Annotated in this window: 23 protein-coding genes and 1 riboswitch; of the genes, 16 read left to right on the top strand and 7 right to left on the bottom strand. The window is 39.5% G+C overall.

All coding sequences use genetic code 11. From position 1 onward, the window contains the following. Positions 1 to 6: 6 nt before the first annotated feature. The 3 genes from M030_RS23715 to M030_RS0104035 all read left to right on the top strand — a co-directional run bounded on the left by M030_RS23715 (position 7) and on the right by M030_RS0104035 (position 4,185). Positions 7 to 1,209, top strand: coding sequence for a GTP-binding protein (locus tag M030_RS23715; RefSeq protein WP_034722083.1), 1,203 nt, complete (start codon positions 7 to 9; stop codon positions 1,207 to 1,209). 83 nt (positions 1,210 to 1,292) lie between these two features. Next, on the top strand, positions 1,293 to 2,687 hold the full coding sequence (locus tag M030_RS0104040; RefSeq protein WP_027372369.1) for an alkaline phosphatase: 1,395 nt from the start codon (positions 1,293 to 1,295) through the stop codon (positions 2,685 to 2,687). A gap of 175 nt (positions 2,688 to 2,862) precedes the next feature. Continuing rightward, a complete protein-coding gene (locus M030_RS0104035) occupies positions 2,863 to 4,185 on the top strand; it encodes a phosphatidylserine decarboxylase family protein (protein WP_027372368.1) in 1,323 nt (440 codons plus the stop codon). A 59-nt stretch (positions 4,186 to 4,244) separates the two neighbouring features. Here M030_RS0104035 and M030_RS23710 read toward each other — a convergent pair whose 3' ends face one another. Continuing rightward, the gene (locus tag M030_RS23710; protein WP_185097379.1) at positions 4,245 to 4,904 is read right to left on the bottom strand and encodes a prephenate dehydratase domain-containing protein; all 660 of its coding nucleotides are present in this window, start codon (positions 4,902 to 4,904) and stop codon (positions 4,245 to 4,247) included. Between the two features lie 30 nt (positions 4,905 to 4,934). Further along, a complete protein-coding gene (aroQ, locus tag M030_RS23705; RefSeq protein WP_081806290.1) occupies positions 4,935 to 5,501 on the bottom strand; it encodes a gamma subclass chorismate mutase AroQ in 567 nt (188 codons plus the stop codon). 165 nt (positions 5,502 to 5,666) lie between these two features. On the opposite strand from aroQ, the gene M030_RS0104020 reads away from it, so the two are divergent. Next, a complete protein-coding gene (locus M030_RS0104020; RefSeq protein WP_027372367.1) occupies positions 5,667 to 6,149 on the top strand; it encodes a hypothetical protein in 483 nt (160 codons plus the stop codon). Between the two features lie 72 nt (positions 6,150 to 6,221). Here the strand turns inward: M030_RS0104020 and M030_RS23700 are convergent, their stop codons facing one another. After that, entirely contained in the window at positions 6,222 to 6,485 is a 264-nt protein-coding gene (locus M030_RS23700; RefSeq protein WP_051584879.1) for a transporter suffix domain-containing protein, read from the bottom strand. Positions 6,486 to 6,939: 454 nt separating this feature from the next. Further along, positions 6,940 to 7,132: riboswitch (cobalamin riboswitch) on the top strand. 386 nt (positions 7,133 to 7,518) lie between these two features. Here M030_RS23700 and prpB point away from each other — a divergent pair. The 6 genes from prpB (at position 7,519) to M030_RS23695 (ending at position 15,174) form a co-directional block, all read left to right on the top strand. After that, entirely contained in the window at positions 7,519 to 8,427 is a 909-nt protein-coding gene (gene prpB / locus M030_RS0104010) for a methylisocitrate lyase (RefSeq protein WP_027372366.1), read from the top strand. Continuing rightward, entirely contained in the window at positions 8,414 to 9,568 is a 1,155-nt protein-coding gene (gene prpC, locus M030_RS0104005; RefSeq protein ID WP_228375182.1) for a 2-methylcitrate synthase, read from the top strand. The genes prpB and prpC overlap by 14 nt, the downstream gene beginning before the upstream one ends. A 79-nt stretch (positions 9,569 to 9,647) precedes the next feature. Next, the gene (locus M030_RS0104000) at positions 9,648 to 11,099 is read left to right on the top strand and encodes a bifunctional 2-methylcitrate dehydratase/aconitate hydratase (protein ID WP_027372364.1); all 1,452 of its coding nucleotides are present in this window, start codon (positions 9,648 to 9,650) and stop codon (positions 11,097 to 11,099) included. 121 nt (positions 11,100 to 11,220) lie between these two features. Then, entirely contained in the window at positions 11,221 to 12,717 is a 1,497-nt protein-coding gene (locus M030_RS0103995; RefSeq protein WP_027372363.1) for a CoA-acylating methylmalonate-semialdehyde dehydrogenase, read from the top strand. Between the two features lie 88 nt (positions 12,718 to 12,805). Beyond that, entirely contained in the window at positions 12,806 to 13,969 is a 1,164-nt protein-coding gene (locus tag M030_RS0103990) for an acyl-CoA dehydrogenase family protein (RefSeq protein WP_027372362.1), read from the top strand. 83 nt (positions 13,970 to 14,052) lie between these two features. Next, on the top strand, positions 14,053 to 15,174 hold the full coding sequence (locus M030_RS23695; protein WP_051584877.1) for an enoyl-CoA hydratase/isomerase family protein: 1,122 nt from the start codon (positions 14,053 to 14,055) through the stop codon (positions 15,172 to 15,174). Here M030_RS23695 and M030_RS0103980 read toward each other — a convergent pair. Next, positions 15,151 to 15,510: a four helix bundle protein gene (locus tag M030_RS0103980; protein ID WP_027372361.1), complete on the bottom strand. Its 360-nt coding sequence runs from the start codon at positions 15,508 to 15,510 to the stop codon at positions 15,151 to 15,153. The genes M030_RS23695 and M030_RS0103980 overlap by 24 nt on opposite strands. A gap of 114 nt (positions 15,511 to 15,624) precedes the next feature. Here M030_RS0103980 and mmsB point away from each other — a divergent pair, with 114 nt between their 5' ends. Both mmsB and M030_RS0103970 read left to right on the top strand, forming a co-directional pair. Further along, positions 15,625 to 16,512, top strand: coding sequence for a 3-hydroxyisobutyrate dehydrogenase (gene mmsB / locus M030_RS0103975; RefSeq protein ID WP_027372360.1), 888 nt, complete (start codon positions 15,625 to 15,627; stop codon positions 16,510 to 16,512). A gap of 47 nt (positions 16,513 to 16,559) precedes the next feature. Next, positions 16,560 to 17,342, top strand: a complete 783-nt coding sequence (locus M030_RS0103970) for an enoyl-CoA hydratase-related protein (protein WP_027372359.1) — start codon at positions 16,560 to 16,562, stop codon at positions 17,340 to 17,342. Between the two features lie 185 nt (positions 17,343 to 17,527). On the opposite strand, the gene M030_RS0103965 is transcribed toward M030_RS0103970, so the two are convergent. After that, the gene (locus M030_RS0103965; protein WP_027372358.1) at positions 17,528 to 18,337 is read right to left on the bottom strand and encodes an anti-sigma factor domain-containing protein; all 810 of its coding nucleotides are present in this window, start codon (positions 18,335 to 18,337) and stop codon (positions 17,528 to 17,530) included. Position 18,338: 1 nt separating this feature from the next. Then, positions 18,339 to 18,815 carry an RNA polymerase sigma factor gene (locus M030_RS0103960; protein WP_027372357.1) on the bottom strand — a complete coding sequence of 159 codons (477 nt, stop codon included), beginning with the start codon at positions 18,813 to 18,815 and terminating at the stop codon, positions 18,339 to 18,341. A gap of 388 nt (positions 18,816 to 19,203) precedes the next feature. On the opposite strand from M030_RS0103960, the gene M030_RS0103955 reads away from it, so the two are divergent. The 3 genes from M030_RS0103955 (at position 19,204) to M030_RS0103945 (ending at position 21,392) form a co-directional block, all read left to right on the top strand. Continuing rightward, positions 19,204 to 19,773 (top strand): fasciclin domain-containing protein, encoded by a 570-nt coding sequence (locus M030_RS0103955; RefSeq protein ID WP_027372356.1) that lies wholly within the window; start codon positions 19,204 to 19,206, stop codon positions 19,771 to 19,773. A 64-nt stretch (positions 19,774 to 19,837) separates the two neighbouring features. Next, positions 19,838 to 20,551 carry a ferritin-like domain-containing protein gene (locus tag M030_RS0103950; protein WP_027372355.1) on the top strand — a complete coding sequence of 238 codons (714 nt, stop codon included), beginning with the start codon at positions 19,838 to 19,840 and terminating at the stop codon, positions 20,549 to 20,551. A gap of 25 nt (positions 20,552 to 20,576) precedes the next feature. Continuing rightward, positions 20,577 to 21,392, top strand: coding sequence for a ferritin-like domain-containing protein (locus tag M030_RS0103945; protein ID WP_027372354.1), 816 nt, complete (start codon positions 20,577 to 20,579; stop codon positions 21,390 to 21,392). An 87-nt stretch (positions 21,393 to 21,479) separates the two neighbouring features. On the opposite strand, the gene M030_RS0103940 is transcribed toward M030_RS0103945, so the two are convergent. After that, complete coding sequence (locus tag M030_RS0103940; protein WP_027372353.1) at positions 21,480 to 22,265, bottom strand: LexA family transcriptional regulator; 786 nt, start codon at positions 22,263 to 22,265, stop codon at positions 21,480 to 21,482. Between the two features lie 425 nt (positions 22,266 to 22,690). On the opposite strand from M030_RS0103940, the gene M030_RS25435 reads away from it, so the two are divergent. Then, a complete protein-coding gene (locus M030_RS25435) occupies positions 22,691 to 22,945 on the top strand; it encodes a bacteriocin-like protein (protein WP_027372352.1) in 255 nt (84 codons plus the stop codon). Positions 22,946 to 22,999 lie beyond the last annotated feature (54 nt).

Genomic DNA, 22,999 nt, shown 5'->3' with positions numbered 1-22,999 from the left:
GCTATCATGAGTAAAAAACTTCCTGTAACGGTACTAAGCGGCTTTCTGGGAGCCGGAAAAACCACACTCTTAAATCATATTCTGCATAATAAAGACGGCTTAAAAGTAGCAGTTATTGTCAATGATATGAGTGAAATCAATATCGATGCACGTTTAGTGGAAAATCAGAATACTCTTTCCCGGACAGAAGAAAAACTGGTCGAAATGAGCAATGGCTGCATCTGCTGTACGTTGAGAGAAGACCTTATGGTGGAAATAGAGCGCCTTGCTAAAGAAGAACGATTTGATTATCTGCTTATTGAAAGTACAGGGATCAGCGAACCCGTTCCCGTAGCACAAACTTTTACTTATGTGGATGAAGAAAGCGGGATTGATCTTTCCCGTTTCAGCTATGTGGATACAATGGTAACAGTGGTTGATTGTTTCAATTTCATTAAAGATTTCGGCTCTGCAGAACTTCTTGCTGACCGCGATCTTACCGATATGGAAGGCGATTACAGAACTATTGTTAATCTTCTGACCGATCAGATAGAATTTGCCAATGTTATTATTTTAAACAAAACCGACCTGGTAGATCCTGAAACATTGGGATTCTTAAAGGCTGCTCTTCAAAAATTGAACCCTGAGGCTAAAATCCTGCAGTCAGAATTCAGCCAGATTGATTGGCAGGAGATTATCAACACCAGGCTTTTTGATTTTGATAAGGCACAGGCCTCTGCAGGATGGCAAAAAGAACTACAAAACGGGCATCATACCCCTGAGACCGAAGAATATGGAATAAGCTCACTGGTATTCAGAAATAAAAGACCATTCCATCCGATGCGGCTTTGGGAATATCTCAATGAGAGCTATCCGCAGGGAACTCTCAGGGCAAAAGGGCTGTTCTGGCTGGCTTCAAGACCTGATGATGCGTTGAATTTCTCCCAGGCAGGCGGTTCTTTCCGTCTGGAAAAAGCCGGAGTGTGGTGGGGAAGTATGCCTATGAGCCATAGGGTACAATATGCATCCTTTATAGAAAACCAGGATTTTATTGAAAGCAGGTGGGACAAAGATTGGGGCGACCGCATCAATGAACTGGTCTTTATAGGACAGAACCTGAATAAAGATGAAATCTTGAATGATCTTCAAAACTGTCTTATCAGTGATACAGAAAAAGAATATCTGGAACATGGGGAATCTTTTTATGATCCTTTTCCAAAGAATATTTAAAGAGGAAATTTAATTATTTATTAATGCAACAAAGTTTCAATAAATAGCAAGATATACTACCTTGCCATTATATTTTTAAAGAAATGGATAGAAGAAAATTTCTGAAAGGTTCCGCGTTACTTTCCGGAGCCCTTACTTTATCACCTTTTGAGCTTTTCCGGTCGAAGAACATTCTTGCTAATAAAACCCTGCGAAGAGCGAAAAACATCATATTCATGGTCAGTGACGGAATGAGTCTGGGTACATTATCGATGGCCAATCTGTATTCAAAAAATATATTGGGCAGAGAAACAAACTGGATTAGTTTGTATAATGAAAAGAAAGTTTCGCGTGCGCTCATGGATACGGCATCGGCAAGTTCTGTTGTCACAGATTCTGCTGCGGCAAGTTCTGCATTTGGAGGAGGGATACGCGTAAAAAACGGGGTCCTGAACATCGGGGTCAATGGCGAAAAACATGTGCCCATATGGCAGAAATTTAAAAAAGCAGGCAAAAAAACAGGTTGTGTGACCACAGTGACCATCACTCATGCTACACCGGCAGGATTTTGTGTGAATTCGGCTCAGAGAAATGCAGAACCACAAATTGCCGAAATGTATGCCGATCTCGAAATTGATGTTTTAATGGGTGGCGGAGATGAATTTTTTAATCCGGGAAAAAGAGAAGACAAAAAAGATCTCTATGCAGTTTACCGGAACAAGGGCTATCAGATTCTTAAGGACCGGAACGATTTAAAAAACATAAAACAAGGTGGTAAAACACTGGGTATTTTCAGTACTGGAGCTTTACCTTACAGTATAGACAGAACGCATCTGACTGAGTTTAAAAACACTCCAACATTAGCTGAAATGGCCAAATCAGCTATTGACCAGATGAAAGATCATCCGAATGGTTTTGTACTCCAGATAGAGGGCGGAAAAGTAGACTGGTCGGCACATGCCAATGATGTTGCTGCCCTTATCCACGACCAGATCGCTTTTGATGAAGCGGTAAAAGCAGCTGTTGATTTCGCTGAAAAAGACGGAAATACATTGGTGATCATCACAACAGATCATGGAAATGCCAATCCCGGAACCATCTACGGAAGTAATGCTACGAAAAACTTCAACAGTATTTCAGATTATAAATATACCAATGAATATATACTAAATAAAATTCATAAAGACTATTCACCGAAAGATATCAAAGACTGGATCTATGAAGGAAATCAAATCGTACTGACCGATGATGAAGCCAGGCAGCTTCTGGGGTTCTATAACGGGTTGGAGAAGGAAGAAGGGCTTTACAATTATAAAAAGCTTCCTTTCAAACTGTATTCTGAAATTCAGAAAAAACATAACTCCGTAGGGTGGATCAGTATGGATCATTCCGGAGACTATGTGGAAGTAGCGGCATTCGGACCGGGAAGTGAACTGTTGCAACCCTTTATAAAGAATACAGATCTGCATAACTTAATGTTGAATGCATCACAAATATAAAAACATTCATATTTTTTCATATCATATTATTTTTTGGTAACAAGGCGGGTTTCTTCCGTCTTGTTTTTTGTTTAAGTAGTTTTACGTATCTTACTTTAAGTAGAAATACTATTGCAGGTATAGAAGAACAGAGGTAACTTTAAAGTATAAAAATAACCTCTAAAAGACTCATACCATGAATCATGTAAAGTACAGGGTAGGGAAATGGCTTCCCTCCGACAGAAGTTTTCTCAATAACTGGATCGAGAAAAAAGTAAATCAGGTAAAGCATACCAGACTTCCTCTCAGCCCTGCAGTTAATGCACTAAGGGAGGCTATTTATAATGATCCTACTTTATACATGAGCTTTACAAGCATGTATGATGAAATTCCGCAAGGCTACAATGAGCCCGTTAAAAACTTTGAAACTATGTTGCTCATCATCAATCAGGTCTTGAACGAAGCTCCCTGTTACAGTACTATAGAAGACAGTATAGGATTGGTTGGCTTTCCTATCAATGCAATTCTGGACTGGGCGATGGGTACTCAGGCAGGATACCTCACTTTCCTTCATCCTGTAGTGAATGAAAAACTAAGCGTTATCCTGGCAGAATGGAAAACCTTTCTGGAATCTCCGGCCTCACAATATGTTTTGGTTAATGGGCCTGTCACCCAGCCACAGCCGGATTATACGAACCCGATCGGATGGTTTTCACAGCCGGCTCTTGAAGCTATTGCAGCCATGGATCCCTTGAGAGGAAAGGGGAATAATCCGCAGGATGCATTACAAAATTTTATTTACAATTACCAATGCCAGCCGGATCAGCCGCATTTCGGATATAAAAGCTGGGACGATTTTTTTACCAGACAGTTCAATCCTGGAGTACGGGAGGTAAGCCCCGAAGATCAGGACCCGTCAGTAATTGTTAATGCTTGCGAATCTGCCCCTTATAATGTGGTTACCAATGCTAAAATGAAAGATAAATTCTGGATGAAAGGCCAGCCTTATTCTTTGATTGATATTATGAATAATCATGAGCTGGCACAGCAGTTTGGAGATAACAGCACAGTTTATCAGGCCTTTTTATGCGCCAAAACCTATCACAGATGGAATAGCCCTGTAGACGGAAAAATAGTAGCCATTCAGAATGTTCCGGGAACTTACTATGCAGAAGCCCCTGTTGAAGGCTATGATCCATCAGGGCCGAATGATTCTCAGGGATATATTACAGAATTGGCAGCCCGCGCATTGATTTTCATTCAATCCGATAATGAAAAAATAGGATTAATGTGTTTTGTAGCGGTTGGAATGGCGGAAGTGTCGAGTTGTGAAATTATGGTTACAGAAGGTCAACAAGTAAAAAAAGGAGATCCTATCGGTACCTTCCATTTTGGAGGCTCCACTCATTGCCTGATTTTCAGACCGGATGTCAATATTGATTTTGATTTTCATGGGCAGACGCCATGCTTAAATACTTACAATATCCCTTTAAAAGCGAGAATCGGTGTAGTTTCATAATAATCAGGAAATTATCAAAACAAACCTTAGATTACTATACAATAAAGAGCTGCCTGACACTAGTGCAGCTCTTTATTCTTTTTTGAAATAATGATAAACATTGTTCTGTTATTTTTATCATCCTGGATATCAGTGTTAATGACTTTCAGTTTGTATAATCTTGCAGCTTCGGTATTGGCGATAGCTGCTGCTTTCTCTTCAGGATGTTCCGATACCCATTTTGCCGCTGCCGAAGTAGAGGAGTATTCAATTCTTGGAATAGCGGGATAAAGGCTGTCTATAAGTCGACGGGACTGTCGTAAAGCCTGCGGATGAGAATAAATTTTTTTAATAGCAACCGTTCCGGGAACAACCATTAAGTTTTGGGATATGGGCAACTCCAGAGAATCTTCGATCATAATATCAGGAAACACTTTCAATGCCTTTTCAGTGGGCACTACAATGCCTCCAATAGAATTTTTCAAAGGAACAACTGCCTTTTCCGCGATCCCTGAACGTACAGAAATAAAACACTCTTCAATGCTGTTTTGAAATACCAGCGTTTGTGACGGAAACTTCTTCCCGGCCGCCGAATGAGTAAATGATGCCGGAGGCCCGAGATACGCTATTTTTTCTGAAGGGTTGATTTTGTTTAAATGGCAGCTTCCCCAAAGACTTACCATTATAATCCATCCCACCACATATCGGATGGATCCGATGATTGTTATATTTTTTGTCAAAGGATAATATTTGTACATTAATTTATTCCGTTATTTTGATGTGACAGCGATTTCAAGAGGTTGTATCGCCGTTTCCACAACGTCATCGGTAAATTCCGGGCTAATTATCTTTCTTGCTTCTTTTCTTAATATCTTTATTGACTGAGCATTCAGAGTATGAGGGTTATTTTTTTTCAGTTCCAGTAACAACAGAGGAGTAAGACGATCCAAGACAGGACGAACTTCTGTAGCAAGATTCGGAACTGGATTGAAAGATGCCTGATTTTGAATTTGCCACCGGCTATGCAATTGCCTTTGTACTATTTTACCGGCTTCAAACTGTGCCTGAAAAAACTGAACCGCCAGGTTTTCATCAATTCCCATTTTCTGGGCTTTAATTTTCACACTGTCCAGAATAACTTTTTCTCGCACGGGATCATCAATAGGAGCTTTTGTATTCCATTTGCTTTTCGCAACCAAAGGTGAGACCTTCAGTCTTTTATCAATCAGTTTCAGCAATAGTTTGGCATTGTTCTTCTCATCATAATGGGTCAGGCATGATACAGTACTTCCCAAGCAGAAGATAATTAATAGAAACTTAAACACTACTTTCATCATCTGTTTTTTATTTTAAAAATAAACAATTTAATTGAATTGTATCGAAACCCTGACGCTTCGTTGTCCACGTCATAGGAGAATACAGCAGATGCAGAAAATTAATATGATTTTCGCTTTAATTTTAAAAACTTATCTTTACAAGACCAAAAACAAAATTTTATTAATATGTCATTAACACCAGAAGGAGCTACGAAAGCTCAATTAGGCCCTTCGGAAAGAGCCACTGTTGCCAATGCACTTCTTGCAGGCTTTGAGAATATCAGCAAATACAACACCGGAGTTTGTCATGATGTAGTAGCGTATACACTTTATATGAGAGGCGCCAGCATCAGTCCCAATGATTTATCAGAACTTACAGGTCAGGCATGGCTGAGAAAGTTCGACTACATGGGAGGAGAAAAGTGGGACGGCTATTCCGTAATCCCTAAAGGAAAAGCCCTTGGATTCTATAGGCTGATAGACAAAACTTTCTTTCATTCTGCAATTACGACCGAAAACATAGATTACGCCCGCTCCGTGAATGGAGGAAAACTAGGAGCAGGATGGGATAGACCTGTAGATTTCAAGTGGGAATTAGGCAAAAAGAATGAAGATGGAACTTTTAATTACGATGGAACAAAAATAGAAGTATACATTTCTTCTTTATAACGACTTACAAGACAGAAACACTGTTGTTTCTGTCTTTTTTTTTCCCGCATAGACATCTGTTTCTTATAATTTTCAGTTTTTCTTGTTTCTTAACTTTTGTCTTACTCTAAAAAAACCGGTAAAAGATTCCTTTATTTTATCAGTATAACCTTTTCCGGAAAGGGCAATAGTAATCAGAAATAAAATTTCCCCACAGATCATTACTATCAGAATTGTTGCAGCTTTATTGGGAAAATCCAAAAGAAAAAGAGCAGGAACTGCTGCCAGGCATAACGTTCCCAGAACCAGGAAAATATATTCTGGTTTGTTTTTAAGGCTGAACTTTTCTTTCGGCATTTTGTCGGTTTTTTCAGGACAAAGCAAGAAATTTTAATGATCAAGGCGATCAGTTTTGTGAATCAAGTGTATTTTAAGGATCATGAAGTGTCATTTTAAGGATTTGAAGCAAAATATTTAAATGAGCTGCCAGTCAGAACAGAAAAATCCGCCTTTCAGATCATTCATCATAAAGTCTGTGATAAGTCTCAAAACTTAACAAATAGATAACATGATTTTCATCAGTAAAATAAAAAGGAGTGAATCGCTTTCTATTCAAAGCATAATTTTTGGTGTTAAAAAAATTACAAATATTGTTAAAATCAACTATTATTTCCTTTCAAAATAAAAGCTTTAATTGAAAATATCACCCATATTTTCAATGGTTTAAAGCTTTTTTAAAATAAAAAACAATTCCAGATGCGGCTGTTTCAATAAAATGTCTATATTTACCACCAAGGAGTTCTTAACACCTTCTTTATCAACCAAAACTGGTTACACTTAGCTGTGTATTAAAAGGGAATCGTGTGCAAATCACGAACTGTCGCGCAACTGTAAGTAACACACCAAGGTTTTTATCACATCATGTCCACTGTTTGCTCTGTAAATGGGAAGGAAGATAAAAACTGTTACAAGTCAGGAGACCTGCCTGTTTTGAATTGACGATGCTTTCGCGGTCTGAAGCTTATAGTCAGGTATGATATGATATAGATAACAGTGTGATTATACTTTTATGTGCTCATCCTATTGTTGAGATAGATGAATGATGCAATACATCTGCTATTAGCCTATAAACATATTTTCCTTTCCTTAATTTTTATTTCCCCTAAAGTATTGTGAAGCCTGACAGGAACTTTATATGGTTTAACCCTTAAAAAGTTGACAAATATGCCCATTCACAATCCCGTCTATCTCAACCTGAAACAACAGGTAGAGATCGGAAAATGTTTTATACATAGCATTTTAACTGATTCCACGCATCGGATTTCCGACAGGCAGCTATAGCTCAACCCTCATTACAAATACCTATTTAACTAAATGATAAATATTAACAATGACTAAAAATGAACGCTTAGAGTCGCCCGGACTGCGGTTTCGGGAGGCGATGCAAAAAGAAAATCCTCTCCAGATTGTAGGTACCATCAATGCCAATCATGCATTATTGGCACAGCAGGCAGGTTTCAATGCCATTTATCTTTCGGGAGGAGGAGTTGCTGCCGGTTCTTTGGGAATTCCCGATCTGGGGATCACCACCCTAGAAGATGTATTGACAGATATTCAGCGCATTACCAATGTTTGTGATTTGCCGCTGATGGTTGATGTAGATACGGGCTTTGGACCTTCAGCATTTAATGTTGCCAGAACAGTCAAGTCTCTTATTAAGGCCGGTGCTGCAGCGCTTCACATTGAAGATCAGGTGGGAGCTAAACGCTGCGGACATCGTCCCGGAAAGGAAATTGTAAGTAAGGATGAAATGTCAGACAGGTTAAAAGCCGCTGTCGATGCCCGAACAAACGATCAGTTTGTCATAGGGGCCCGAACAGATGCCTTTGCAGTTGAAGGCTTGGATAAAACAATTGAAAGAGCCATTGCTTACAAAGATGCCGGTGCAGATTTCATTTTTGCAGAAGCCGTTACTGATATCAGTTTGTATCAGAAATTTGTAGATGCTACCGGAATTCCTGTATTGGCAAACATTACAGAATTTGGGATGATCCGGATGTATACGGTCGACGAGCTTAAAAAAGCTGGAGTAGAGCTTATTCTTTATCCCCTATCAGCTTTCAGGGCGGCTAATAAAGCGGCTCAAAATGTTTTTGAGCACATCCGCAAAGACGGTACACAAGCTCATGTACTCAATACCATGCAAACCAGAGAAGAACTCTACACAAGCATCGGATACCATGATTATGAACAAAAATTAGATAACCTTTTTAAAAAGAATAATGATGTCAACAAGTAATGAACCTACGTTTAAACCAAAAAAAAGCGTAGCACTTTCGGGGGTAGCTGCCGGTAATACAGCACTTTGCAGTGTCGGAAAAAGCGGCAATGATCTGCACTACAGAGGCTATGATATATTGGACCTTGCAGAAAAAACACAGTTTGAAGAAGTCGCTTACCTTTTAATCTATGGTCAGTTGCCCACAGAAGCCCAGCTGAAAAATTACAAGGCCAAGCTAAAATCATTAAGAGGTTTACCCCATTCTGTACGAAATATTTTAAAAAGTATCCCTGCTGCTGCCCATCCTATGGACGTTATGCGTTCTATGGTATCTGCGATCGGAAGCATCCAGCCGGAAAAAGATGACCACAATATTGCCGGAGCAAGGGATATTGCGGATAAATTACTCGCTTCTTTCGGTTCAGGATTATTATACTGGTATCATTACACCCACAATGGAAAAGAAATTGATGTGGAAACCGATGACGATACGATCGGAGGGCACTTCCTTCACTTACTCCACGGAAAGAAACCTTCTGATTCGTGGGCCAAGGCTATGCAGATTTCCTTAAACCTGTATGCAGAGCATGAATTTAATGCTTCTACTTTTACCAGCCGCGTTATTGCCGGAACAGGTTCTGATATTTATTCTGCTATCACAGGAGCTATCGGTGCTTTAAGGGGACCAAAACACGGAGGAGCCAATGAGGTTGCTTTTGAGATTCAAAGCCGTTACAATTCTCCGGATGAAGCGGAAGAAGACATCCGTAAACGTATTGCCAATAAAGAAGTGATCATTGGATTCGGACATCCGGTTTACACCATATCAGACCCTAGAAACGTTGTCATTAAAAAGGTTGCACAGGAACTTTCCGATGAAGCCGGAGATATGCTGCTGTTCAATATTGCCGAAAGACTGGAAACCATTATGTGGGACGAAAAGAAAATGTTCCCGAACCTGGATTGGTTCTCTGCTGTTTCTTATCATTTAATGGGAGTGCCAACCCTGATGTTCACTCCATTATTTGTTATTTCAAGAGTAACCGGATGGAGTGCCCATATTATCGAGCAAAGACAGGATGGAAAAATAATCCGCCCGAGTGCCAACTATACAGGCCCTGAAAACAAAGAATTTGTCCCGATCAGCAACAGAAAATAATTAAAAAATAAAGAATGAGAAGCACATTAAAGTTGACCACTTTAAACCTTCCATTTTCCTATAAAATTAAAACTATACAATGAGTTCACACATTTCAAATGAAAGACCGCAACCGGATAAAGTATTGGCAGATATTGCGGATTATGTACTAAACTATGAAATCAAAAACGACTTGGCCTGGAAAACGGCTCATTACTGTCTTTTAGATACCCTGGGGTGTGGGTTGGAAGCACTCACTTATCCAGCCTGCACCAAACTTTTAGGACCTATCGTAAAAGGAACCGTGGTTCCTCATGGGGCAAAGGTTCCCGGTACTCAGTTTCAGTTAGATCCCGTACAGGCAGCTTTCAATATCGGTGCTATTGTCCGTTGGCTGGATTTTAATGATACATGGCTGGCTGCTGAATGGGGGCATCCTTCCGATAATCTTGGAGGTATCCTGGCCACAGCAGACTGGTTATCCAGAACGCAGATTGCGGAAGGAAAGACCCCTTTAAAAATGAAGCAGGTGTTGGAAGCAATGATTATGGCGCATGAGATCCAGGGCGTGATGGCGCTGGAAAACTCTTTCAATAAAGTAGGTCTTGATCACGTGTTATTGGTAAAACTGGCTTCTACAGCAGTAGTGGGAAAATTGATCGGCCTAACCCGCGATGAATTGATTAATGCTGTTTCATTGGCTTTTGTAGACGGACAGTCATTAAGAACATACCGTCATGCCCCGAACACCGGTTCCCGTAAATCATGGGCTGCAGGTGATGCGACTTCAAGAGCCGTACGTCTGGCACTCATCGCCAAAACCGGAGAAATGGGTTATCCTTCCGTTCTAACTGCTAAAACATGGGGATTCTATGATGTTTCATTCAAAGGAAATGAATTTAAATTCCAGAGAGAATACGGTTCTTACGTCATGGAAAATGTATTATTTAAAATCTCTTTCCCTGCCGAATTTCATTCACAAACTGCCGTAGAAGCAGCCATGACATTACATCAGCAATTAAAAGACCTTGGAAAAACAACAGATGATATTAAAAAAGTAACGATCCGTACTCACGAAGCGGCTATCAGAATTATCGATAAAAAAGGACCTTTAAATAACCCTGCAGACCGTGACCACTGTATTCAGTATATGGTAGCAGTGCCTATGATTCACGGAAGACTGACGGCAGCAGATTATGAAGATAATATTGCTTCGGATCCTAGAATTGATCTTCTTCGTGATAAAATAGAATGTGTGGAAGACACTCAGTTTACCACAGATTATCACGATCCTGAAAAACGTTCCATCGCTAATGCGGTAACCGTAGAACTTCATGACGGAACGGTGTTGAATGAAATTGTGGTAGAATATCCTATCGGTCACAAACGGAGAAGAGAAGAGGGAATTCCCGAACTGATCAAAAAATATAAAGTCAATCTTGCCCGTATTTTCCCGGAAAAGCAACAGAAACTGGTATTGGAAAATTCTTTGGAATATGACAAACTCATCAGCCTTGATGTCAATGAATTTGTTGACCTGCTGGTAATTTAATACTAATGGAGAGTTGAAAATTGAAGGTTGAAAATGATGAATCTATATGGAACTGTACAAAAAACATAGTATTTTACTATCATTTTCAACTTTCGACTCTCCACATTCAATTCAAAAAACTATGTCGCAAAAAATAAAAATATTAATTGACGGAAATTTTCAGGACAGTAAAGCAACTGAATATCTTCCGGTAGAAAATCCTGCTACACAGGAGATTCTTGCAGAGGTTCCTTTAACCCACACAGAGGAGATAGACGAAGCTATTGAAGCGGCCCGTGAAGCTTTTAAAACCTGGAAAGAAGTAGCCACACCGGAAAGAGCCAGATTATTTCTTAAATATCAGCAACTCTTGAAAGAACATCAAAAAGAGATTGCTGAAATTCTGTCCCAGGAAAATGGAAAAACCTTTGCCGATGCTATGGGAGATGTTTGGAGAGGAATTGAAGTAGTGGAACATGCCTGCAATATTCCAAGCCTGATGATGGGAGAAACCGTAGAAAATGTAGCAAGGGGAGTGGATACCTACAGTTACATCCAGCCATTGGGTGTTTGTGCAGGAATTACCCCATTTAATTTTCCGGCTATGATTCCGTTATGGATGTTCCCGATGGCTGTTGCCTGTGGAAATACCTTTATTTTAAAACCTTCTGAGCAGACTCCCATGACTTCCATGAAAATGGCCGAGCTGTTTTTACAGGCAGGTTTTCCAAAGGGCGTTTTGAATATTGTTCATGGTTCGAAAGACCAGGTCAATCATATCCTCAACCATCCTGAAATCAAAGCAATTTCCTTTGTAGGATCCGTTCCGGTGGCAGAACATGTTTATCGTACGGGAACTGCCAATCTGAAGAGAGTTCAGGCTTTTGGAGGGGCTAAAAATCATATGGTGGTAATGCCTGATGCCAATAAAACCCAGGTGATCAATAATCTGGTGGGAGCTTCTTGTGGAGCAGCCGGCCAGCGTTGTATGGCGATCAGCGTTGCTGTTTTGGTAGGTGAGGCACAGCAGTGGGCTGATGATATCAAAAAAGCGTTAAGCACGATCAAACCTGGCGTATGGTCGGATGAATCTGCAGCATACGGTCCTTTAATCAATAAACAATCTAAAGAAAAAGTTTTAAGATTAATAAAATCGGCCTACGATCAGGGTGCTGAAGTCCTGTTAGACGGAAGCGACTGCCATGTTGAAGGCTATGAAAACGGATATTTTGTAGGTCCAACCTTGTTTAATAATGTTTCTGCAGAAATGGATATTTATCAAGAAGAAATCTTTGGACCGGCATTGTTGCTTTTAAAAGCAGAAACTTTAGATGAAGCTATTCGGATCATCAATGCGAATCCCTACGGCAATGGGACTTCCATATTTACCAATTCGGGAGCCGCAGCCAGAAAATTCCAGCACGAAATTGAAGTAGGGCAAATAGGGGTGAACCTTCCTATTCCCGTTCCGCTTCCGTTTTTCTCATTTACAGGATGGCGAAAATCATTCTTTGGCGATTTGCATTCCTACGGGAAGCAGGGAGTCCGTTTTTATACAGAAACCAAGACCATTACGGCACGATGGTTTGAAGAAGACGTACCGGGAGGTAATGTCAATATGACAATCAACCTTAAGTAGTTGAAAATTTAAAATGAATAATAGTCACGTTTTTCAACGCTCGTAGCCGGATTTTAATGCTAATATTTTAATTTCAATAAACCTAAAGATGGAATTTAACCTAAATGAAGACCAGCGGGCATTCCAGGATGCAGCCAGAAGATTTGCCGAAAAAGAACTCTTTCCATTTGCCTCTGAATGGGATGCGAAGAAGATATTTCCACGGGAAGCCATTACCAAAGCCGGAGCGCTCGGATTTTGCGGGGTTTATACCGGAGAGAAAAACGGAGGGCTGGGATTGTCCAGATTAGATGCCGCCATTATTTTTGAGGAATTAGCAGCTGCGTGCCCGTCCACTACAGCCTACATCACCATTCATAATATGGTTTCATGGATGATTGATCAGTTTGGAAAAGACCCTGTAAGGCAGCAGCTATGTCCTGAACTGGCTTCTGGAAGACTCTTAGGTTCCTATTGCCTTACAGAACCGGGATCGGGCTCTGATGCTGCCGGATTGAAAACAACAGCCGTAAAAAAAGGAAACAAATACATCATCAACGGAACAAAAGCTTTTATTTCAGGAGCCGGAGAAAGTGATATCCTCATTGTGATGGCCCGTACAGGTGATGAACCGGGAGCCAAAGGAATCAGCGCTTTCATTGTACCGGCACAGACAAAAGGAATCAGCTTTGGTGAAAAAGAAAAAAAATTAGGATGGAATACACAGCCGACCCGTTTCGTATTTCTGGATCACGTAGAAATCGATGAAAATTTTCTGCTGGGTAAACTGGGAGAAGGTTTCAAAATTGCATTGAAGGGTCTGGACGGTGGCAGGATCAATATCGGAACATGCTCAGTAGGAGCAGCCCAGGGAGCTATCAATCAGGCACAGCGATATATGCATGAAAGACAGCAGTTTGGAAAATCACTTTCCCAGTTTCAGTCTCTTCAGTTTAAAATAGCAGATATGGCCACTGAACTTGTCGCTGCCCGTCAGATGGTGCACCTTGCAGCATTTAAGCTTGATTCTCAGGATCCGAATGCGACAACGTATTGTGCCATGGCCAAAAGACTGGCTACAGATATGTCTTTTAATATTTGTAATGAAGCTTTGCAGATACTCGGAGGCTATGGATGTACCCAGGATTTTCCTGTAGAACGGCTGATGCGTGATGCACGGATACATCAGGTGGTAGAAGGAACCAACGAAATTATGAAGCTCGTTATTTCACGTAAAATGCTGGAAGAAGGAGCTACTTTACAAATCAGATAAGTAATAGTGGAAAAATGAGCAGCCTAGGAAATCGTTTGGACCAATAAAACTCAATGTTCCACTTTCAACTCTCAATTAAAAAAATGAATTTAGTATTAACCGAGATAAAAAATAAAGTAGGGTTTATCACCCTGAATTCAGAGAAAACGCTCAATTCTCTTTCATTACCGATGATCAAAGAATTGCAGAAAATCCTGACTGCCTGGAAAACTTCCGATGAAGTGATCTGTATATTCCTCCAGGGAGCAGGCGAGAAAGCCTTCTGTGCCGGTGGGGATGTACGAAAACTCTATGAAGCCATTATCCATCAGAGAAGTATTGATTCGACGCAGGTTCCCAAAGATTGCTATGATTTCTTTTCCAGGGAATATAAGGTAGATTTTGATATTCATACCTATCCCAAACCGGTAATTGTCTGGGGACACGGAATCGTCATGGGAGGAGGAATAGGCCTGATGGTTGGTGCTTCACATCGCATTGTAACGGAAAAAAGTAAACTGGCCATGCCTGAAATTACCATCGGACTTTATCCTGATGTAGGCGGAACCTGGTTTTTAAATAAAATGCCTTCTGCCTATGGGATGTATATGGGACTGACCGGAACCCGATTAGACGGTCCCGACTGTGTTTTTCTGGGACTGGCCGACTATTATGTGGAATCCTCTTCAAAAGAAGCCATTATCAAAGCCTTAGAACATACAGACTGGAAAAATGACCCTCATACCACCGTTTCTGGAATTCTTACCACCGTTTCCCGTGAATTTGTTATTCCGGAATCTCAGGCAAAGGCTCATGAGCCGTTTATCCGTTTGTTTGAAGACGTAAGTTCTGCAGAGCAGTTTAAAGAACTGCTTTCCAATTATTCCGATAAAGATGAATGGATCAATAATGGTTTAAAAAGTCTTGAGGCCGGTTCACCAAGCTCTGCACACGTTATTTTCAGACAGCTGCAGCGAGGAAAAAGCTTAAGCCTGGAAGAAGTATTCCAATCGGAACTGAATCTTTCCTGCCAATGCTGTCTTCATCCTGATTTTGCAGAAGGGGTGAGGGCTTTACTGGTAGACAAGGACCTTTCACCCAAATGGCACCCTGCAACATGGAATGAAATCACTGAGGAATGGATTAACTCGTATTTTAAATTGAAAATTGATAATGGAAAATTTAAGAACTTTTGGTCAATTTTAATTATCAGACTGACCTTTTAAGGTCTTTACAATGGATACAAGTAGCCTGACCAATTCTTCGGATTTAGGAAATATTGAATGATAAATTGATATATCAAGTATGCCACTATCTTTTAATAATTGTAGCCAATATAATGTCTCATTTGCCTCTTTGAGAGAGATATTCATTTTATGGAGAAAGTCTTTAGTACTCTGTGCATGCTCTGCTTCCCGTATCAAAGCCCCAAGGGCTGTTCCTGAACGTAGAAGTTGTTTTGACAGGATAAATTCTTTTTTATCAGAATATAGATATTGATATACTTTGATTATTTCTAAGGCAAATGAATAGGATTTATTCAAAATAATATTTTCTTTCATATTTGGTTTTTCTCAAATTTAAAAAATAACCCGTTATGATTTCCATCAATCTCAACTATTAACTTCAAGTCTATAATTTTCAATTTTCAACTTTTAACTTTCAATTAAATAATCATGTCAAATATAGCATTCATAGGATTAGGAAATATGGGTGGCCCGATGGCTGCCAACCTTATAAAAAAAGGGCATCACGTTATTGGTTTTGATCTTTCAGATTCAGCATTACAACTACTGGCTTCCGCAGGAGGACAAACCGCAGATTCAGCGGTGGCTGCAGCAAAAGGGGCAGATATTATAATCTCGATGCTGCCTTCCGGTAAGCATGTTGCGGAATTGTATACAGAAGAGTTTATAAGCCAGCTGAAACCCGATACTTTATTGATCGACAGCAGTACCATTGATGCCGTTACGGCCCGTTCTGTAGCTCAGTTGGCGGCTTCTAAAGGTTGCAGAATGATTGATGCGCCGGTTTCCGGGGGAACCGGTGGTGCTCAGGCCGGAACCCTTACTTTTATAGTGGGAGGAAAGCAGGAAGATTATGAAAAAGCACGTCCCGTTCTGAAATGTATGGGACAAAATATTTTTTATGCCGGGACATCAGGAGCCGGTCAGGTGGCTAAAATCTGTAATAATATGCTCCTGGCAATTCATATGATCGGCACTTCAGAAGCAATTAATCTGGGAATCAAGAATGGTCTGGACCCGAAGATTCTAAGTGAGATTATGCAGAAAAGTTCCGGTAAAAACTGGTCTCTGGAAGTCTATAATCCTTATCCGGGAGTCATGGAAAATGCTCCGGCATCCAGGGAATATTCAGGAGGTTTCGCTGTAGATCTTATGACCAAAGACCTCGGACTGGCCGCAGAAGCAGGATTGGAAAGCAAAACATCAACTCCTTTAGGAAACACGGCATTGAATCTTTACAGAATGTGGAGCGATGCCGGAAACGGGAAAATTGACTTTTCAAGTATCATTCAATTCTTACATAAAGCTGGGAATTAAAGGAGCTTCCTTCATCATGTTCAATATATAACTTTCAACTTAACATCATGGAATTTGAAACATTAATATACCAACAAAACAACCATGTCGGTGTTGTAACCATCAACCGGCCACAGGCATTAAATGCTTTAAACGAAAAGGTTTTACAGGAGCTTGCTTTATTGGCCGGCCATATTAAATCTGATAAAAATATCCGTGTGCTGATCATTACCGGTTCCGGAGAAAAGGCTTTTGTAGCAGGAGCCGATATTAAAGCGATGCAGAAGATGACTCCTCAACAGGCGGAAGAATTTTCAATCACAGCCCAAACAGCATTTAATGCCATTGAATCTCTGCCATTTGCCGTGATTGCAGCCGTTAATGGCTTTGCATTGGGCGGCGGATGTGAACTTGCTTTGTCCTGTGATATTATTTTAGCGAGCGAAAAAGCAAAATTCGGACTTCCTGAAGTTAGTCTGGGATTGCTGCCATGTTTTGGAGGGACACAACGTCTTCCAAGAGCAGTAGGACTTTATAAGGCAAGAGAGATGGTGTTTTCGGGAGAATTTTATTCTGCCCTGCAATGCAGGGAATTTGGTTTTGTCAATCAAGTGATTGCCCCGGAAGATCTTTTGAACGAAGCGCAGAAATTGGCTGAAACAATTGCTTCCCGAGGACCTGTAGCCGTTGCAAAGGCAAAACAATCCCTAAATACCGGGTTTGAATTGCACATTAACGACGGGCTGAAACAGGAAGCCGCCTTGTTTGGAGAATTATTTTCAACAGAAGATCATCACGAAGGGATAAGTGCCTTCATAGAAAAGAGAGAGCCTCATTTTAAAGGAGAATAAATACAGTATTTTTTGTTTTTTAACAGTAGAAAAAATAGAAAATAAATCTTAAAAATTATGGAAACTGAAATTTGTACATTATTGGAATTGTATAGAATTCCAGATTGCAGGTCACAGATTTTCCATTTTTTACCATTCGATATTTGATTGCCCGGAAGAAATTCCGGGTTTTTATTTTGTCAATGCTAAATTCCGCCCATTACGTACATGTTTTCCATCGTAGGAACTGCGCTTCCGCCTTGTTTCTCGAGAGTAATGGCGAATGCCTGAGCTTTTGGAATATTGGCCAGTGCAATTTTGGTATCCTTTTCTTCGGTGTACATTCCTGCATTGACGGGTTTTCCGTCTTCGATTGCCCAAAGCTGGTATTGCATTCCTTCAGGTGCTTTTGGGAGATTTTCAGCATTCAGGTAGACCTCTTTTGTTTTTTTATCCCAGAAAACCATCGCTTTTGAATCGGCGTGTTTTTCTACGCCTTTGAGCATTACCATCTGCATGTCAGGATTAGAAAACATTTCCATTTTCCTGTTCATCTTTTGCATGGCAATATCCTGAGATTGCTTTTCAGCCTTCATTTTTGCTATTTCCTCTTTTGTTTCGGATTGGGTATTCATCCAGAAAAGATTGCCTCCAATACTTAATAAAAATAATACGGAAGCAGCGATAGCAAAGATTTTCCAGTTGCTGTTCCCCTGAATTTTAATTTCTTCCTGAGGTTTTGCTGCAGGAATATCTGTAGAAACGACAGGTTTTATTTCTTCAGTCGTCTGTTCCTGTTGGATTTTATTCCAGATTTTAGATTTTAAATCGCCTGGAGGTGTTACAGCCTGCGCTGTAGCAAGATGTTCCAAAGTGAGTTGAGCTTCTTCAAAAGCCGCTTTTACTTCAGCATTATTCTTCATCACACACTCCAAAATCCCCGCTTCCTCAGGAGAAGCATGGCCTAGAATATAAGATTCTATAATTCCGGATGATATGTATTCTTTAGTGTTCAATTTATTGATAATCTTTAAGCAAATCTTTTAATTTCATCAATGCATTCCGCATTTTCGTTTTTACCGTTCCCAGCGGTATCTTCAGTTTTTCGGATATTTCGTTTTGGGTGTATCCCTGATAATAAGCCAGATTGATAAGTTCCTGTTTATCAATTTCCAGTCCTTCAAGCACATTATTAAATCCGATATAGTCGGATGATTGGTTGGTGGTAGAAAGCTCTGTGGTATTATATACGAAATCCGGAAGCGGTTGGTTCTTCAATTCGTTCTGAAAACCTTTTGATTTTAAATAATCGATGGCGGTATTGCGGGCAATATTGATCATCCAGGTATAAAATCTGCCTTTGGCAGCGTCATACTGGTGAATGGAATTCCAGATTTTTACAAAAACATCCTGAATGATTTCTTCAGTGTATTCTTTAGACTGAACAATTCGAAGGATCACACCATATAATGCCCCGGAATAGTGGTCATACAAATGATGAAAACCTGCCTCGTTTTTTTCTTTAAGTAAAACGATAAGTTCCTCTTCAGAATAGTTTGTTTTAATAGTTCTTGTTTTTCATTCCAAATGTAATAAAATTATAGATATGACCAATAAATTTTAAAAATTCTTTTGTTTAATTCCATTTTCATTAAAAATGTTAATTCTATCCCGTGTTTTTTATCTGAAGTAACAATAAAAATATGCCGTAACCTTTAATAGTTAATTAAAAAAATAATGTTTTGGATGTTGGATGTAAAAATAAATAACTGTTTTTCAGTTATTTAAATAAATAGTTGCATTTTTTAAATCTAAATAAAAACCTTCCTCGTAAATGAAATTAAGAACACAAAATTTCATATTAATTAAAAAAATCAACGCAATGAACACACAATCAAAAATCACAGTTTTAGCAATGGTAGCTTTATCATTTGCTTTTAGCGGGAAGGTAAATGCACAAACGATGAAAGAAAAAACGGTAATGGTAGGTGGAGCTGCCATGTATCCGTCTAAAAATATTATTGAAAATGCGGTGAATTCCAAAGACCACAAAACACTTGTTGCTGCTGTAAAAGCTGCCGGTCTGGTAGAAACATTACAAGGCGCGGGTCCATTCACGGTTTTGGCACCTACAGATGCTGCATTTGCCAAACTTCCGAAAGGAACCGTAGAAAATCTGGTGAAGCCGGAAAATAAAGCCACGCTTACCAAAATACTGACTTATCATGTTTTATCAGGAAAGTACAGTGCTAAAGACATATGGGCTGCGGTAGCTGCAGGAAAAGGAAAAAGTATGATGAAAACAGTAGAAGGAGAGGATGTTACATTCTGGACAAAAGGTAAAGATCTTTATATCAAAGATGCCAAAGGAAATAATGCAAAAGTGACCATCGCTGATGTGAACCAATCTAATGGTGTGATTCATGTGATAGATACGGTGTTAATGCCATAGTTTTTTTGAGCAGCATAATGTTTATGCTGCTTTTCTTATATCAAACACTTAAAAAATAAATATTATGAAAAAAACAATTCAGGTTTCTAATCAGGGTGCAACCCTGGATACCAGCAGAAGAAACTTTTTAAAATTAAGTGGAATAGGTCTGGCTGTAGCGGGACTTACCATCATAGGCTGTACAGATGATGATAATTTTCAGGATCCGGGCAACAGTGCAGTATTCGACCTCGGAACAGGAGATGTGGCAATATTAAATTATGCCTATGCTCTGGAGCAACTGGAAGCAGATTTCTATACGAAAGTGGTCAATAATTTTTATTCAGGGATTTCCAGTATTGAAAAAGAGATCTTTACAGATCTTTATCATCATGAGGTAGTGCATCGTGATTTCTTTAAGGCAGCCATTAGTGGTGTGACTCAAAATGTACTTCCTAAACTGGAATTTCAGTATTCTAACGTCAATTTTAACGACAGGAATTCTGTATTAGCAACTTCAAAAGCATTGGAAGACACGGGAGTAGCCGCTTATAACGGGGCCGGAAAATATATTTCCAATCCGGATTACCTGGTGATTGCCGGAAAAATAGTTTCAGTAGAAGCAAGGCACGCTTCAGCTATAAGAAATCTGATCAATCCCGGATCTGCGGATTTTTCCGGAGATGATGTCATTGACGCCAACGGGCTGGATCTGGCCAAAGAACCTAAAGACATCGTGATGGCTGCAGGAGGATTTATCAAAACACCTTTCACATGGAAAGAAAGAGGTATTAATTAATCATTCACCCTTAAATCTTATTATTATGAATATTCTTAAATTACTAGATAAGCTTTCCCATGATAAATTCTTTACCACGGAAGCCACAAGATTAGACGCTATCACCAATATTTCTGCATTCGGTAAAAAAGCGGCCGTCGCTTCAGTTCCTCTTGGGCTGGCAGGGATGATGGCTTCGCCTGCAAAGGCAGAAACACAGAAAATTCAGGGAACTTCAACCTTTTTAAAAAGCACGTTAACCGATGCTTTACAACTGGCCCTGGTGCTGGAATACCTGGAAAACGAATATTACAGTATGGGATTATCTAAAGCAGGATTGATCCCTAATTCCGACAGAGCGGTTTTTATGCAGATTTCAAAACACGAATCTGCGCATGTCAATTTTTTAAAGAGCACGTTGACTTCTTTAGGAACCACACCCGGTGCAAAGCCCAATTTTGACTTTACAGCCAATGGAAATTTTTCCCCGTTTACCGATTATAACCAGTTTCTTATTCTGGCTCAGGCTTTCGAAGACACTGGTGTAAGAGCATATAAAGGGCAGGCAGGAAATGTAATGTCTAATAAAGTGGTCCTGCAGGCGGCTTTACAGATTCATTCCGTAGAGGCAAGACATGCTTCTCAGGTAAGAAGAATGAGAGCCAACAAAGGCTGGATAGAGTTGGCCAACGGCGGAAATATGCCTTCTTCCACCAACGCAGTGTATGCAGGAGAAGATAATACCAATCAGGCAGGCTACAATACTGCAACTTTATTTGGAGCCGCTGCGGGTTCTGCAGCATATGATGAAATTCTAAGCGGAAGCGATGCTCAGACGATCGCTTCCTTATTTATAGTTTAGTGGTGTGATATTTTGACTAAGATGATGTACCCCTTTTCCAAAAAGTATGGAAAAGGGGTATTTGTTTTATAGGTAAGGAAAAATATATTATGCTTTTTTGCGACGGCCGGAAACTTTACGATCCAGATCTTTGATATCCTGTCTCAGTTCGCGGAACATTTCTTTGAAATTGTAGCTTTCATAATCGCCGGGCTCAAAATCTTCAGGGAAAATACCTGAGGCGTACTGCCAGATTTCCACTACTTCATCAAAAGGAATATCATAAGGTTCATAGAAAGAATTATCTGCACTTACACAGATTGAACTGTCTTTTCTTTCTTTAAAACGTTTATAGGTAATCCCGTCGTTCAATGTTACAAAAACATACGTCTTACCAGGCTTCAGGTCGTTGATACCTTCTACATATTTTCCTACAATATAGGAACCGCTTCTGAATGGCGGCATAGAATCCCCGTCTGCCGGAAAGGCTCTGTATTTACCATTGGTAAGAAAGGGGAGTGCAATTCTTTGCAGGCTCTCAATATATTCCACATCACTATAGCCTTCCAGATATCCCATGGATGCTTTCTGAGGAATGATTTCAATAGTGTCATTTCCCAGATCGTCTACAGCAACAGGAAGAACGATCCTGTTATCCGGAAGCTTCATCATTTCATCCATAGGATATTTCTGAATATCTACGGACAATAACAAATCGATACTGGTGTGAAAGTATTTGGAAATTTTAATCAGCAGCTCAATAGGAGGTTCAGAGATTCCGTTTTCGTATTTGGAATATCGTACACGGGAAATCATCAGTTCATCGGCTACATTCTGCTGAGAGAGCTTTCTTCTGGCTCTTAAAAAGCGTATATTATTTGAAAAAATTGACATTGTTAAAAGTATGTCAGCAAAAATACAAAATTTGCTTCCTAATATCAATCATAAGAGCAGCTTTTACCAATGAAATAATCAAATTCAATTTTTGAAACTGTTTATAACAATATATAAGCTTAAAAAAGAGATGAATTCTTTTAGTTTCGTTGTCATAACAATCATTAATTCATTTTGAGAAAAATTTATCAATATATGTTATTTGTTTAAAAATTAATAACTCTAAATTTTCAAATTTGAGATATGTTTTTTAACTTTTAGAAAATCAATCAGATATAAAACAAAATGACTTTTGCATTAAATTTCCTTTATATTAATGAAATATTAAATTATATAAATGATACATTAATTTATTCAAAAAAATATAGCGTTGTATTATTTTTATTCCTATATTCGTGATGTATTAATCATATAAAATTATAGTTATGAAAAACTTAAAAAAATTAGACAGAAACCAAATGAAATCAATTTCTGGTGAAGGACTTCTTGATCCAATCGGACAACTAATCGGAGGCGTTGTAGGCGCTGTGGGAGGTGTTGTTGGAGGCATCGGAGGTGTTATTGGTGGAACTGTAGGTGGTGTTGTAAATGTTTTAGAAAACGGACTATGCCAAGTACAGTGCGAAGTTAACCATGTAATCCACATCAGAGTACTTAATTGTGGAGCAAGAACTTGCTAAGACAACAAAATTAAAAATTTACTACCGCTCTTTCAGGGCGGTTTTTTTTTGCCT

It is taken from the genome of Chryseobacterium sp. UNC8MFCol, from assembly GCF_000482305.1.
Taxonomy (GTDB): domain Bacteria; phylum Bacteroidota; class Bacteroidia; order Flavobacteriales; family Weeksellaceae; genus Chryseobacterium; species Chryseobacterium indologenes.
This window is presented reverse-complemented; position numbering and strand designations above follow the sequence as displayed.

Excerpts from the sequence above, each read along its gene's own strand:
- M030_RS0103980 (WP_027372361.1), bottom strand. The coding sequence starts at position 15,510 with ATGAAAGAAAATATTATTTTGAATAAATCCTATTCATTTGCCTTAGAA.
- M030_RS0104000 (WP_027372364.1), top strand. The coding sequence starts at position 9,648 with ATGAGTTCACACATTTCAAATGAAAGACCGCAACCGGATAAAGTATTG.
- M030_RS0103950 (WP_027372355.1), top strand. The coding sequence starts at position 19,838 with ATGAAAAAAACAATTCAGGTTTCTAATCAGGGTGCAACCCTGGATACC.
- M030_RS0103970 (WP_027372359.1), top strand. The coding sequence starts at position 16,560 with ATGGAATTTGAAACATTAATATACCAACAAAACAACCATGTCGGTGTT.
- M030_RS23715 (WP_034722083.1), top strand. The coding sequence starts at position 7 with ATGAGTAAAAAACTTCCTGTAACGGTACTAAGCGGCTTTCTGGGAGCC.
- M030_RS0103940 (WP_027372353.1), bottom strand. The coding sequence starts at position 22,265 with ATGTCAATTTTTTCAAATAATATACGCTTTTTAAGAGCCAGAAGAAAG.
- M030_RS0103955 (WP_027372356.1), top strand. The coding sequence starts at position 19,204 with ATGAACACACAATCAAAAATCACAGTTTTAGCAATGGTAGCTTTATCA.
- M030_RS0103990 (WP_027372362.1), top strand. The coding sequence starts at position 12,806 with ATGGAATTTAACCTAAATGAAGACCAGCGGGCATTCCAGGATGCAGCC.
- M030_RS0103945 (WP_027372354.1), top strand. The coding sequence starts at position 20,577 with ATGAATATTCTTAAATTACTAGATAAGCTTTCCCATGATAAATTCTTT.
- M030_RS0104020 (WP_027372367.1), top strand. The coding sequence starts at position 5,667 with ATGTCATTAACACCAGAAGGAGCTACGAAAGCTCAATTAGGCCCTTCG.
- mmsB (WP_027372360.1), top strand. The coding sequence starts at position 15,625 with ATGTCAAATATAGCATTCATAGGATTAGGAAATATGGGTGGCCCGATG.
- M030_RS0104040 (WP_027372369.1), top strand. The coding sequence starts at position 1,293 with ATGGATAGAAGAAAATTTCTGAAAGGTTCCGCGTTACTTTCCGGAGCC.
- prpB (WP_027372366.1), top strand. The coding sequence starts at position 7,519 with ATGACTAAAAATGAACGCTTAGAGTCGCCCGGACTGCGGTTTCGGGAG.
- M030_RS23695 (WP_051584877.1), top strand. The coding sequence starts at position 14,053 with ATGAATTTAGTATTAACCGAGATAAAAAATAAAGTAGGGTTTATCACC.
- M030_RS23700 (WP_051584879.1), bottom strand. The coding sequence starts at position 6,485 with ATGCCGAAAGAAAAGTTCAGCCTTAAAAACAAACCAGAATATATTTTC.
- prpC (WP_228375182.1), top strand. The coding sequence starts at position 8,414 with ATGTCAACAAGTAATGAACCTACGTTTAAACCAAAAAAAAGCGTAGCA.
- M030_RS0103995 (WP_027372363.1), top strand. The coding sequence starts at position 11,221 with ATGTCGCAAAAAATAAAAATATTAATTGACGGAAATTTTCAGGACAGT.
- M030_RS0104035 (WP_027372368.1), top strand. The coding sequence starts at position 2,863 with ATGAATCATGTAAAGTACAGGGTAGGGAAATGGCTTCCCTCCGACAGA.
- M030_RS25435 (WP_027372352.1), top strand. The coding sequence starts at position 22,691 with ATGAAAAACTTAAAAAAATTAGACAGAAACCAAATGAAATCAATTTCT.
- aroQ (WP_081806290.1), bottom strand. The coding sequence starts at position 5,501 with ATGATGAAAGTAGTGTTTAAGTTTCTATTAATTATCTTCTGCTTGGGA.